This window comes from Streptomyces glaucescens (assembly GCF_002154375.1).
GTDB lineage: Bacteria > Actinomycetota > Actinomycetes > Streptomycetales > Streptomycetaceae > Streptomyces > Streptomyces glaucescens.
In genome coordinates, this window is record NZ_MUND01000692.1 from 1 (window position 1) to 12578 (window position 12578).

General features: G+C 72.8%; 7 protein-coding genes and 2 pseudogenes. 3 read left to right on the forward strand and 6 right to left on the reverse strand.

What is annotated here, in order from left to right; translation table 11 throughout:
• Positions 1–15: 15 nt before the first annotated feature.
• On the reverse strand, positions 16–1656 hold the full coding sequence (locus CCN42_RS35140; RefSeq protein WP_086741438.1) for an ABC-F family ATP-binding cassette domain-containing protein: 1641 nt from the start codon (positions 1654–1656) through the stop codon (positions 16–18).
• Between the two features lie 47 nt (positions 1657–1703).
• A pseudogene (locus CCN42_RS35145) lies at positions 1704–2720 on the reverse strand (oxidoreductase).
• Positions 2721–2786: 66 nt separating this feature from the next.
• Between CCN42_RS35145 and CCN42_RS35150 the strand changes: the two are divergent.
• Positions 2787–3746, forward strand: a complete 960-nt coding sequence (locus tag CCN42_RS35150) for an FAD-dependent oxidoreductase (protein WP_086741439.1) — start codon at positions 2787–2789, stop codon at positions 3744–3746.
• A gap of 7 nt (positions 3747–3753) precedes the next feature.
• Here CCN42_RS35150 and CCN42_RS35155 read toward each other — a convergent pair whose 3' ends face one another.
• On the reverse strand, positions 3754–5718 hold the full coding sequence (locus CCN42_RS35155) for a Xaa-Pro dipeptidyl-peptidase (protein ID WP_086741440.1): 1965 nt from the start codon (positions 5716–5718) through the stop codon (positions 3754–3756).
• Positions 5719–5939: 221 nt separating this feature from the next.
• On the opposite strand from CCN42_RS35155, the gene CCN42_RS35160 reads away from it, so the two are divergent.
• The gene (locus CCN42_RS35160; RefSeq protein ID WP_086741441.1) at positions 5940–7472 is read left to right on the forward strand and encodes a M1 family metallopeptidase; all 1533 of its coding nucleotides are present in this window, start codon (positions 5940–5942) and stop codon (positions 7470–7472) included.
• On the opposite strand, the pseudogene CCN42_RS35165 reads toward CCN42_RS35160, so the two are convergent.
• Positions 7469–8403 (reverse strand): annotated as a pseudogene (locus CCN42_RS35165) (PfkB family carbohydrate kinase). The gene CCN42_RS35160 and the pseudogene CCN42_RS35165 overlap by 4 nt on opposite strands.
• 286 nt (positions 8404–8689) lie before the next feature.
• The gene (locus tag CCN42_RS35175; RefSeq protein WP_086171334.1) at positions 8690–10156 is read right to left on the reverse strand and encodes an amino acid permease; all 1467 of its coding nucleotides are present in this window, start codon (positions 10154–10156) and stop codon (positions 8690–8692) included.
• A gap of 237 nt (positions 10157–10393) precedes the next feature.
• Here CCN42_RS35175 and CCN42_RS35180 point away from each other — a divergent pair, with 237 nt between their 5' ends.
• Positions 10394–11098 carry a MerR family transcriptional regulator gene (locus tag CCN42_RS35180; RefSeq protein ID WP_086741442.1) on the forward strand — a complete coding sequence of 235 codons (705 nt, stop codon included), beginning with the start codon at positions 10394–10396 and terminating at the stop codon, positions 11096–11098.
• Here CCN42_RS35180 and CCN42_RS35185 read toward each other — a convergent pair.
• The coding region (locus tag CCN42_RS35185) for a 3-hydroxyacyl-CoA dehydrogenase family protein (protein ID WP_086741443.1) at positions 11084–12578 on the reverse strand (1495 nt) is incomplete at its 5' end. The genes CCN42_RS35180 and CCN42_RS35185 overlap by 15 nt on opposite strands.

Sequence of the window (12578 nt, forward strand, 5' to 3'; positions counted from 1 at the left end):
CTTTGCGGACACGGCCTAGTGTTCGGTGACCTTGCCGTCCGCGACCTCCAGGCGGCGGGTCACCCGCACCGCGTCGAGCATGCGGCGGTCGTGGGTGACCAGCAGGAGGGTGCCGGTGTAGGCGTCCAGGGCCGACTCCAGCTGCTCGATGGCGGGCAGGTCGAGGTGGTTCGTCGGCTCGTCGAGGACGAGGAGGTTGACGCCGCGGCCCTGGAGGAGGGCGAGGGCCGCGCGGGTGCGCTCGCCCGGGGAAAGCGTCGCGGCCGGGCGCAGCACATGGTCCGCCTTCAGGCCGAACTTGGCCAGCAGGGTGCGCACCTCGGCCGGCTCGGTGTCGGGAACGGCCGCGCCGAACGCGTCCAGCAGGGACTCCGGGCCGTGGAACAGCTTGCGGGCCTGGTCGACCTCGCCGACCAGGACGCCGGAGCCGAGGGCCGCGTGCCCCGCGTCGAGCGGGACCCGGCCGAGCAGGGCGGCGAGCAGCGTCGACTTGCCCGCGCCGTTGGCGCCGGTGACCGCGACCCGGTCGGCCCAGTCGATCTGGAGGGTGACCGGGCCGAGCGCGAAGCCGCCGCGCCGCACCTCGGCGTCCCGCAGGGAGGCCACGACCGCGCCGGAGCGCGGGGCGGAGGCGATCTCCATGCGCAGCTCCCACTCCTTGCGGGGCTCCTCGACCACGTCCAGGCGCTCGATCATGCGCTGGGTCTGGCGGGCCTTCGCGGCCTGCTTCTCGCTGGCCTCGCTGCGGAACTTGCGACCGATCTTGTCGTTGTCGCCGGCCGCCTTGCGGCGGGCGTTCTTCACGCCCTTGTCCATCCAGGCGCGCTGCATCTGGGCACGGTCCTGGAGGGCGGCCCGCTTGTCGGCGTACTCCTCGTAGTCGTCGCGGGCGTGCCGGCGGGCCACCTCGCGTTCCTCCAGGTAGGCCGCGTAGCCGCCGCCGTAGAGGTTGATCTGCCGCTGCACCGGGTCCAGTTCGAGCACCTTGGTGACGGTGCGGGTGAGGAACTCGCGGTCGTGGCTGACGACGACGGTGCCCGCGCGCAGGCCGCCGACGAAGCGTTCGAGGCGTTCCAGGCCGTCCAGGTCGAGGTCGTTGGTGGGCTCGTCGAGGAGGAAGACGTCGTAGCGGGAGAGCAGCAGGGAGGCGAGGCCCGCGCGGGCGGCCTGGCCTCCGGACAGGGACGTCATCGGCTGGTCGAGGCCGACCCCTAGCCCGAGGGAGCCTGCGACCTCCTCGGCGCGCTCGTCGAGGTCGGCGCCGCCGAGGGCGAGCCAGCGTTCCAGGCTCACCGCGTAGGCGTCGTCCGCACCGGGCCGCCCCTCGACCAGTCCCTCGGTGGCCTCGTCCATCGCCCGCTGGGCGGCGGCCACGCCGGTTCGGCGGGCCAGGAACGCCCGTACGCTCTCGCCCGGCCGGCGCTCCGGCTCCTGCGGCAGGTGGCCGACGGCCGCGGTGGGCGGGGAGAGCCGCAGTTCGCCCTGTTCGGGGGTGTCGAGCCCGGCGAGCAGGCGCAGCAGGGTGGACTTTCCGGCGCCGTTGGCACCGACCAGGCCGATCACGTCCCCGGGGGCCACGACGAGGTCGAGACCGGTGAACAGCGAGCGGTCGCCGTGGCCGGCGGCGAGGTTCTTGGCGACGAGGGTGGCAGTCATCAGACCGCCGATCCTAATGGCCGCCCCTGTCGTCGTTCACCGCGGTTTCACCGCGTCATCGCCTCCACCGGCACGCTCCCGGTGGTGCGGGCGACGACGAAGGACTCGCCCTTCACGGCCCTGGTGTCCAGGGGGATGCGGTGGTGGCCCGGTTCGGGGACGCCGTCGAAGAGTGCGCGGGTGCGGGTGCGGTGGGGGCGGTCGAGGCGGTGGGCGGTGAGGACGACCCGGCACGGGGAGGGTGGCCACGACGCCCGCCTCGCCGTCGGCGGTGACCAGCCGGCTGAGACGGCGCCGCTCCGCGGGAGTGGGATCGAGGGCGTGTTCGATCTGGGCGACGAGCAGCGGCACGATGGGGGCGAGGCCGTCGACGTGGGCCACGTCCATCCCGGCGCGGGCGAAGGCGCGGCGGACCGCGGCGCGTGCCTCGGGGCCGGCCGCGCGGCCGAAGGCGACGGCTCCGTAGCCGCGCAGTTCCTCGGGGGGCACCTGCTCGGCGTCGTGGGCGAAGCCGGCGCCGATGCCGAGGGTGCGCAGGGCGGCGGCGAGCAGGGCGACCCGGGCGCCCGTGAGCAGGACCCGGCGGCGGGCGGTGCGGGGGTCGGTGCCGTCGAGCAGGGAGCGCGGCGCCGCGCGGTACTCCTCGCCGCGGAAGCGGAACGGCCCCGTGCCGTGGCAGCCGTTGAGGTCCAGGTCGGCCCGCTCCTCGGTCTGCCAGGCGAAGTCCCGCCAGACGTAGTCGTCGCCGTCGCGTTCGATGACGGCGGTGACCGCGCCGCAGCCCAGGCCGGCGCATTCGGGGCAGCCGTGGACGACATGGCGTCCGCCGGGCAGTGGTGCCTCGGCCTCCAGGAGCAGGGCGCGTACCTGCGCGGTGAAGATGGCGGGCGGCACGTCGGCGGCGAGGGGGGAGACGGCGTCCAGGTCGGACAGCCGGAAGAGCAGGGGGCGACCGTCGACGACGACGTCGACGAAGTCCCGGTGCGCCTGGTACGCACCGCCCGCGAGGACGCCTCAGACGCGCATCGCCGGTGCCAGGCCCAGGTCGCATACGCGGCGGACATGCTGTGAGTATCTCCAGTCCTGCACGGTCCTGAGCGCGTCATGACACCTTCCGCTACGTTCCCCGCATGGACAGTGACGTGCGGGGCGACGTGGTCGTCGTGGGGGGCGGGGTCATCGGGCTGACGACGGCCGTGGTGCTCGCCGAGCGCGGCCGACGGGTCCGGTTGTGGTCGCGGGAGCCCGCCGAGCGGACCACCTCGGCCGTTGCCGGGGCCCTGTGGTGGCCGTACCGGATCCGGCCGGTCGCGGCGGCGCGGGTCTGGGCGCTGCGCTCGCTCCAGGTGTACGAGGAGCTGGCCCGGCGGCCGGGGGCGACCGGCGTACGGACGGTCGAAGGGGTACTGGGCGAGACGGATCTGGACGAGGTGGGCGGCTGGGCGGCGGCGCGGCTGCCCGGACTGCGGGCGGCCACCCCCGACGAGTACGCGGGGGCGGGGCTGTGGGCGCGGCTGCCGCTGCTCGACATGACGGCCCACCTGCCCTGGCTGCGGGAGCGGTTGCGGGCGGCGGGCGGGGTGGTCGAGGAGCGCGAGGTGGCGACGCTCGCCGAGGCCGACGCGCCGGTGGTGGTCAACTGCACGGGGCTGGGCGCCCGCACGCTCGTGCCGGATCCGTCGGTGCGGCCGGTGCGCGGGCAGCTGGTCGTGGTGGAGAACCCCGGCATCCGCACCTGGACGGTCTCCACAGGCCCCGGCGGGGAGCCGGCCTACGTCTTCCCGCAGCCCGGCCGCCTGCTGCTGGGCGGCACCGCCGAGGAGGACGTGTGGGCGGCGGAGCCGGATCCCGCCGTGGCGGAGGCGATCGTACGGCGGTGCGCGGCGCTGCGGCCGGAGATCGCCGGGGCGCGGGTGCTGGCGCACCGGGTGGGTCTGCGCCCCGCGCGCGACGCCGTGCGGCTGGAACGGGAGGCGCTTCCGGACGGCCGGCTGCTGGTGCACAACTACGGCCACGGGGGCGCGGGCGTCACCGTGGCCTGGGGCTGTGCGGAGGAGGCGGCCGGGCTGGCCGGCGCCCCCTCCGCGTAGCGCGGGACTACGGCACGGGATGCACGGGACGCGGTTCGCGCACGCCGTCGAGCGGGGCGCTCTCCGGTGTGGCGGTCGCCGTACCGGCGGTGGCGCGGGCGAAGGCGGTCGCGCCGCCCACGAACGGCACCCGTGCGGAGGTGCGGGACAGGTCGAGCGTGAGCGTCGGGGTGGTCGACGGGGGCTCGATCAGGTCCTTGTCGGTTCCGGCGACGATCAGCGCGAGCCGGTGGCCCTCGGGGACGACGTGGTCGGTGGCGGCCAGGTCGAGGGTGATCGTGTACGGCGTGCCCGGGGTGAGCGGGGCACCGGTGGCGGAGGCGTGGTTGCCGAGGTCGGCCCAGCCGCGGCTGACGATCGTGTAGTCGACGTCGGCGGTCTTCGCCGCGGTCTCCTGGAAGCAGGCGCTGTCGCCGGTGGTGCTCGCACCCCAGCAGGTGCGGTCGGTGAGGGTGGTGATGCCCTCGCCGGCGGCGGCGTAGTCGCGGATGGTGTCGGGGCCGATGTCGACCAGGACGGCGCTGAGGTGGGCGCTGGTGGTGCTGGGGGTCGCGGTGACGGTCACCCTGGAGGAGCCGGACAGGCGCAGGTCGCGGGTGAGCGGTGCGGTGGTGAAGCCCGCCTTGTCGGGGATGGGCTGGTCGATGCGGGACGCCCAGTCGGTCTCGTCGTGCTCCGGGTGGTCGGTGAAGGTCTCGGTGCCGGTGCCGGGACGCAGACCGAGGGTGCCGACGCCGTCGACGGCGCCCTCTGCGGGCCGCAGGGTGGCCGTTCCGGTGCCTCGCGGCGGCCACACGGACGAGGTCACCCACTGGTCGGGGGCGCGTTCGATGTCGGCCATCGGCTCGTCGTCGATGCCGTTGTCGTAGCCGAGGAGTTCGTGGTCGAACCAGCGGTGCAGGGTCTCCACCCAGGTGGCGCGCCGGAAGTCGAAGGGGTCGACGTGGCCGACCTGGGAGAGCCAGATCTTGCGGTCGACGCCGTTCTTCGCGAGCGCGTCCCACCACTGGCCGAAGTGCTTGGCGCGGACGTTGAGGTCCTGCATGCCGTGGACGACGAAGACGCTGGCCTCGACGCGGTCGGCGTGGCGGACGTAGTCGCGCTCGGTCCACAGCGGGGTCCAGTCGCCGGTGCGCGGGGCGCCGTCGACGATGCGCTGCTGGACGGCTGAGCAGCGGGCGCGGGCCTCGGGGCTCTCGACGCGGTACGCCAGCCCGTCGGGGCCGGAGGCGAACAGCGGGGCGCCCTTGGCGAAGTAGTAGTCGTACCAGGAGGAGATGGCGCCGATCGGGACGATGGTCTCCAGTCCCTCGACGCCGGTGGCGGCGACGCCGTTGGCGATGGTGCCGTCGTAGCTCTTGCCGATCATCCCGGTCCTGCCGTTGGTCCACGTCGCCTTGGCGCGGGTGGTGCCGGTGCGGGTGGTGTACGCCGTGGCGCGGCCGTTCAGCCAGTCGACGACGGCCTTCGCGGACTGGATGTCGGAGCGGCCGCCGACGTCCACGCAGCCGTCGGAGCGGTTGGTTCCGGCGAGGTCGACGCCGACGACGGCGTAACCGCGCGGGACGAAGTAGTTGTCGTAGAACAGCGGCATCTGGACGACGTTCCCGGCCGCGTCGTAGGTCTTCTTCTGGCTCTCGTTGCCGCGTCCGCAGCAGGCGTAGTACGGGCTGGCGTCCATGATGACCGGCACCTTGCGGCCCTGCCGGGCGGCCTCGCGCGGGCGGACGATGTCCACGGCGACGCGGTCGGTGCGTCCGTCGCCGTCGCCGTCGAGGCCGGTGTCGACCCAGACGGCCTCGCGGACGGCGTTCTCGTAGGAGTGGACCGGTCGGCTGGTGCGGTCTGCGGTGGGGGCCGTGGCGGAGGGTGCGGCCTGGGCCGTGGCGGGGCTGAGAAGGCCGGCCATCAGGGCGGCGGTGGCCGCCGTCGCGAACGGTCTCCAGATCGTGAAGCGCGTGCGTATCGGCATGCGGCGGACGCTACCCCGGTCAACTCCCGTGCAGAAGGGGGCGGATGGCGTGTCGCCCGGGGGCGGGTGGCCGCCGGGTGGCGGAAACCCGCCCCTGGGACGAGCATGATCGTGACGGCCGGATGGCGATCATGTGACAGGGGTGGCCATGGACATGTCCGGGACCACCGGGACTCAATAGGCTTCGAACAGACTTTCCGCACCTAGGACTTGGAGCTGACGTGCACCGCAGAATCACCGCGCCGGGCGCGCTGGCCGCGGCCTCCCTCCTGCTGGCGATCCCGGCATCGGCCGCGAGCCACTCCCCCGGCGCACCGGGCATCGGCGACCCCTACTACCCGGCGTACGGCAACGGCGGCTACGACGTCTCCCACTACGACCTCCGGCTGAAGTACCAGCCCGTCACCGACCGGCTGGAGGGCACGGCCACCCTCCTCGCCCGCACCACCCAGGACCTGTCGAGGTTCAACCTGGACTTCCTGCTGGACGTGAGCGAGGTCCGGGTCAACGGCGCCCTCGCGCGGTTCAAGGCCTCCGGCGAGCACGAGCTGGAGATCACGCCGAAGACACCGCTCGACAAGGGCACCGCCGTCACCGTCGTGGTCCGCTACAGCGGGGTGCCGTCGCAGCAGCAGGCGTACGGCTTCACCAGCTGGCACCGCACCCCGGACGGCGGAGTCGCGGCGAACGAGCCCGAGGCCGCCTGGTGGTGGTTCCCCAGCAACGACCACCCGCTGGACAAGGCCACCTACGACGTGTCCGTGCAGGTGCCGGACGGCACCCAGGCCATCTCCAACGGCACCCTGCAGTCGACGAGTTCGCGACTCGGCTGGACCCGGTACAACTGGCGCTCCAGCAAGCCGCAGGCGACGTATCTCGCCACCCTGGCCGTCGGGCGGTTCGACGTCACCACCGGGAAGACCGAGAGCGGCATCCCGGTGATCAACGCCTACAGCAAGGACCTCGGCGACAACTACGGTGCCGCGCGGGCGAGCGTGGAGCGGACCGGGGAGATCGCCGACTGGCTGACCGAATACTTCGGGCCGTATCCGTACAACGCGCTCGGCGGATACGTGCCGAACGTCGGCACCGGGTACGCGCTGGAGACCCAGACCCGGCCCTTCTACAGCCCGCGGCAGTTCGCGAACGGCACCAACACCTCCGTCGTCGTGCACGAACTGGCCCACCAGTGGTACGGCGACTCGGTGTCCGTCGCCGCGTGGCGGGACATCTGGATCAACGAGGGCTTCGCGCGGTACGCGCAGTGGCTGTGGTCCGAGCACGAGGGCGAGGGCACGGCACAGGAGATCGCCGACTACGTGTACGCCTCCCGGCCGGCCGACGACCCGTTCTGGACCGTGAAGCCCGGGGACCCGGGCCCTGAGCGCCAATTCGACATCGCCGTCTACGACCGCGGCGCGCTGGCCCTCCAGGCGCTGCGCAACGAGATCGGCGACGAGGACTTCTTCACCCTCCTGAAGGGCTGGCCGCAGCGGTACGCCCACGGCAACGCCACCGTCGCCGACTTCCGGCGGTACGCGGAGGAGGTCTCCGGCAAGCCGCTGGCGGCGCTGTTCGACACCTGGCTGTACCAGCCGTCGAAGCCGAGCGTGACGGCGGCGCGGGACGCGTCGATCGCGGCCCGCACCGGCAAGGCCCCGGGCGCGAAGGCCCCGGCGCAGCCGAAGTCGTGGAAGAAGATCGCCGCGACGAACGACGTCCACGAGCACGGGGACGAGCGGCACGGCCACTAGGGGGTGTCGACCGGCGCCTCCTCCTCCGGCTCGGCCGCCGCGCGGGCCAGCAGGGTCTCCCGGTCGATCGCGTCGGCCCGGGTGGACAGGACCGTGCAGGCGTGGGCGCCCGCCAGCGCGCCGTAGCGGGCGCACCGGCGGGGCGGCTCGCCGCGCAGGAAGCCGAAGAGGAAGGCGGCGGCGAAGGCGTCCCCCGCGCCGCTGGAGCCCACCACCTGCGCGGGAGGCGCCACCGGCGGCACCGGCGGCACCGGCGGCACCAGCGGCACCGGGGTCAGCTCACCGCCGGCCAGCAGATACGCGCCCTTAGCACCGGCCGTGGCGACGACCGCCCGGGCGCGGCCCCGCTCGGCGATGCGGCGCAGGGTGCGCCCGGGGTCGGCGAGGCGGGCGGCGGAGACGAAGACGACGTCCGCGGCCAGGGCGAACGGCTCGTGGTACGGGTTCTCGCCGTCCCAGTCGTGCAGGTCGGTGGAGATCGTCACGCCGGTCTCCCGCAGCACGGGCAGGGCGTGGACGCACGGCTGCGTGATGGAGACGTGCGCGTGGCGGCTGCGCCCGGCCAGTTCCCGGACCATGGCCTCCGGGAGCCGGTCGTCCGGATGGCCGCGGCTGCTGTCGTACAGGGACAGCCGCCGGCCGTCGGGGCCGACCGGGTCGACCGCCCGCTTGGTGCCCGCGGGCTGCGGGATCGCGGTCAGCGGATGCCCCGCTCCCGGTGCAGGGCGCGGACCGGGTCGCCCTCGGGGTCGTCGCCGAGGAAGTCGAGGTGGTGGGTGCGCAGGCCCAGGGCGGCCAGGCCGAGGGACATGAAGTCGCCGGTCCGGCCCGCGCGGGTGCGGATCCCGTCGTGGATCATGTAGCTGTCGGCCTACGGGAGCGGCAGCTGCGGTACGTGGACGATGGTGTCCACACCCGCGCCGCCCAGCACGAGTACATCGGTGTCAGGGTTCGACTCCGGCCCTCCCCATGGTCGTACACCGTGACCGGAACGCCCCGCCGCACCAGCCGCTCACCGGCCGGCGGCTCCGCACGGGAGCACTCGCCCCCGGCCGAGCCGCACCTTGTCCGCTCCGCTCGGGGAGCCGCTGTCCCTCGCCGCAAGGCCCTCGGGACGGTGGATGTCCGCGGTCCGTACGTGGCTGGTCGCGCGGTTCCCCTCGCCCCTGCGGGCGGTGGCGCCACCCCGGACATCTCCGAGTGGCGCCACCGTGGGACTACTGCGTGAGCTTGGTCAGTTCCTGGTCGGCCGTGCGGGCGACGCGGCGGCGGACGGCGAACCAGCCGGCGACGAGGGCGAGGGCGATGAGCGGGATGAGGAGGAGGGTCTTGCGGCCGACCTCGGGGTCGTTCCACATCATGCCGAGGCAGACCAGCAGGAAGGCGATCGTGGCGGTCTCGGTGACCGGGCTGCCGGGGAGCCGGAAGGACGGGCGCCGGACCAGGCCCGCCTTGGCACGGCGGACGAAGATCAGGTGGCAGATCATGATGATGACCCAGGTGCTGATGATGCCGAGCGAGGCGACGTTCAGCACGATCTCGAAGGCCTGGTGGGGCATGACGAAGTTCAGGCCGACACCGAGCACGCACACGGCGCAGGTCAGCAGGATGCCGCCGTAGGGCACCTGGCTGCTGTTCATCCGGGCCGTGAACCTCGGCGCGGAGCCGGCCATGGCCATGGAGCGCAGGATGCGGCCGGTGGAGTACAGGCCGGAGTTCAGCGAGGACATCGCGGCGGTGAGGACCACCAGGTTCATGACGTCGCCCGCGGCCGGGACACCGATCTTCGACAGGACCGTCACGAAGGGGCTCTCGTCGGCCGAGTAGACGGAACCCGGGAGCAGGAGGGCGAGGAGGACGACCGAGCCGACGTAGAACAGGCCCACGCGCCACATGATCGAGTTCACCGCGCGCGGGACGACCTTCTCCGGCTCGGCGGTCTCGCCCGCGGCGACACCGACCAGCTCCAGCGCCGCGTAGGCGAAGATCACGCCCTGCATGACGAGGACGACCGGCATCATGCCGTGCGGGAAGACGCCGCCGTTGTCGGTGATCACGCCGAGGCCGGGCGTCTGGCCGCCGACCTCGTGCTGCGTGGCGAGCAGGAAGATGCCGACGAACATGAAGGCGACGAGCGTCGCGACCTTGACGATCGCGAACCAGAACTCCATCTCGCCGAAGATCTTCACCGAGATCAGGTTCACCGCCAGGACCACCGCGAGGGCGACCAGGGCGAGCACCCACTGCGGGATGTCGGTGAAGGCGCTCCAGTAGTGCGTGTAGAGCGCGATCGCGGTGATGTCGGCGATACCGGTCGTCGACCAGTTCAGGAAGTACATCCAGCCGGCGACATAGGCGCCCTTCTCGCCGAGGAACTCGCGCGCGTACGACACGAACGAGCCGGAGGAGGGCCGGTAGAGGACCAGCTCGCCGAGGGCCCGCACGACGAAGAAGGCGAAGACGCCGCAGACCAGGTAGGCCAGCGCGAGCGCGGGGCCCGCGTTGTGGAGGCGTCCGCCGGCGCCGAGGAAGAGTCCGGTGCCGATGGCTCCGCCGATGGCGATCATGTTGACGTGGCGGGCCTTGAGGTCCTTGCTGTAACCGGCGTCGCCCGCGTCCGCGGGCGTCCGGGTCGCCTCGGGGTGTGCGGCGACCTGTGCCGTGTCCACGGCGTCCTTGCTCACGGGTGGTTCCACTCTCTGGTGCGCCCCGGGCGGTGTACCGACCGGGGTGTCCGTACGTGACTCGGCCCGCACCACCCTGGGTGTCGCGGCACAGACCAGGGCAGCACCTTCCCATACGAAAACGGTCACATGCGGTGAGCCAGGTCACAGAGCGTTACTTCTCACAGGTTCTCCGGGGAATCACCAGTCGATCGCCGGAGGTTTCACACTTCTGGTGAGACAGCGATACTGCTGCACATGACAAGCCACGCCGAGGAGCCGACCCTCACCGTCGACGAGCTGGCCGCGCGGGCGGGTGTCACGGTGCGGACGGTGCGCTTCTACAGCACCCGGGGTCTGCTGCCGCCGCCGGTGATCGGCCCGCGCCGGGTCGGGCACTACGGCAGGGAGCACCTGGCCCGCCTCGCGCTGATCGAGGAGCTGCAGCACCAGGGGATGACGCTGGCGGGCATCGAGCGCTATCTCCAGCAGCTCCCGCCGGATCTGAGCGACCGGGACCTGGCCATCCACCGCGCGGTGGTGGCGTCCTGGGCGCCGGACACCGCGGAGACGGTGTCCCGGGAGGAGCTGGCGCGGCGGGCGGGGCGGGTGCTGGCCGACGAGGAGGTGGACCGGCTGGTGGCCATGGACGTCGTACGGCCGGACGGCGAGGGGTACCGCGTCGATCTCGGTCTGCTGCGGCTCGGGGTCCGGCTGCTGGACGTGCCGATGTCCCAGGAGGCGATCCTGGCGGCGCGCAAGGTGCTCATCGAGCACTCGCGCGCCGCCGCTCACGAGCTGTCCCAGCTCCTCCGGGGCGAGGTGTCGGAGCGTGACACCCGGGATGTGCGGTCGTTGTCGGCGCACATGCAGCCGCTGGTCGTGCAGGCGCTGCTGACCGCCTTCCAGCGCTCCCTCAGGGAAGAGCTGGGCGAGTGGCTCTCGGCGTCACGCCCGGTCTGAGTCGGTGAACCGCTCCCCCTTCTCCGCCTTCTCCACCAGCAGCGCCGGGGGCGTGAACCGGTCGCCGTAGCGCTCGGCCAGCTCGCGCGCGCGGGCCGTGAAGCCGGGCAGCCCTCCTGCGTAGCCGTTGATGTACTGGAGCACGCCGCCGGTCCAGCCCGGGAAGCCGATGCCGAGGATGGAGCCGATGTTGGCGTCGGCGACGGACGTCAGGACGCCCTCCTCCAGCAGCCGCACGGTGTCCAGCGCCTCCGCGAAGAGCATGCGCTCCTGCATGTCCTCGAAGGGGATGGTGCGGCCCGGCTCGGTGAAGTGCTCACGCAGGCCCGGCCACAGCCCGGCCCGCTTGCCGCTGGCGTCGTAGTCGTAGAAGCCGGCGCCGCCGCTGCGGCCGGTGCGGCCGAACTCGTCCACCATGCGGTCGATGACGGCCTCCGCCGGGTGCGGGGTCCAGGTGCCGCCCGCCTCCTCGACGGCCCGCTTCGTCTCCTTGCGGATCTTGCGCGGCAGGGTCAGCGTCAGCTCGTCCATCAGGGACAGCACCTTGGCCGGGTAGCCCGCCTGGGCCGCCGCCTGCTCCACCGACGCGGGCTCGATGCCCTCGCCGACCATGGCCACGCCCTCGTTGATGAAGTGGCCGATCACGCGGGAGGTGAAGAAGCCGCGCGAGTCGTTGACGACGATCGGCGTCTTGTTGATCTGACGGACCAGGTCGAAGGCGCGGGCCAGCGCCTCCTCGCCGGTGCGCTCGCCCTTGATGATCTCGACGAGCGGCATCTTGTCGACCGGGGAGAAGAAGTGCAGCCCGATGAAGTCGGCCTGGCGCTGCACGCCCTCGGCGAGCGCGGTGATCGGCAGGGTGGAGGTGTTGGAGCACAGCAGCGCGTCCGGCGCGACGACCTGCTCGATCTCCTGAAACACCTTGTGCTTGAGGGCGGTGTCCTCGAAGACGGCCTCGATGACCGCGTCGCAGCCGGCCAGGTCCTGCACGTCGGCGGTGGGTGTGATGCGGGCGAGCAGCGCGTCGGCCTTCTCCTGGGTGGTACGGCCCCGGGAGACGGCCTTGGCGCACAGCTTCTCGGAGTAGCCCTTGCCCTTGAGGGCCGCCTCCAGGGAGACGTCCTTCAGGACGACGTCGATGCCCGCGCGGGCGCAGGAGTAGGCGATGCCCGCGCCCATCATCCCGGCACCCAGCACGGCGACCCGGCGGACCTGGCGGGGGGCGATGTCCTTGGGCCGGTTGGCGCCGGAGTTGACGGCCTGGAGGTCGAAGAAGAAGGCCTGGATCATGTTCTTCGAGATCTGCCCGGCCGCCAGTTCCACGAAGTAGCGGGCCTCGATGACCTGGGCGGTCTCGAAGTCGACCTGGGAGCCCTCGACGGCCGCGGCCAGGATGTTGCGCGGGGCCGGGTAGGGGGCGCCGCCGGTCTGCTTGCGCAGGTTGGCGGGGAAGGCGGGCAGGTTGGCCGCGAACTTGGGG

Coding starts and splice junctions, on each gene's coding strand:
- CCN42_RS35180 (WP_086741442.1), top strand. CDS start 10,394: ATGACAAGCCACGCCGAGGAGCCGACCCTCACCGTCGACGAGCTGGCC.
- CCN42_RS35155 (WP_086741440.1), bottom strand. CDS start 5,718: ATGCCGATACGCACGCGCTTCACGATCTGGAGACCGTTCGCGACGGCG.
- CCN42_RS35140 (WP_086741438.1), bottom strand. CDS start 1,656: ATGACTGCCACCCTCGTCGCCAAGAACCTCGCCGCCGGCCACGGCGAC.
- CCN42_RS35150 (WP_086741439.1), top strand. CDS start 2,787: ATGGACAGTGACGTGCGGGGCGACGTGGTCGTCGTGGGGGGCGGGGTC.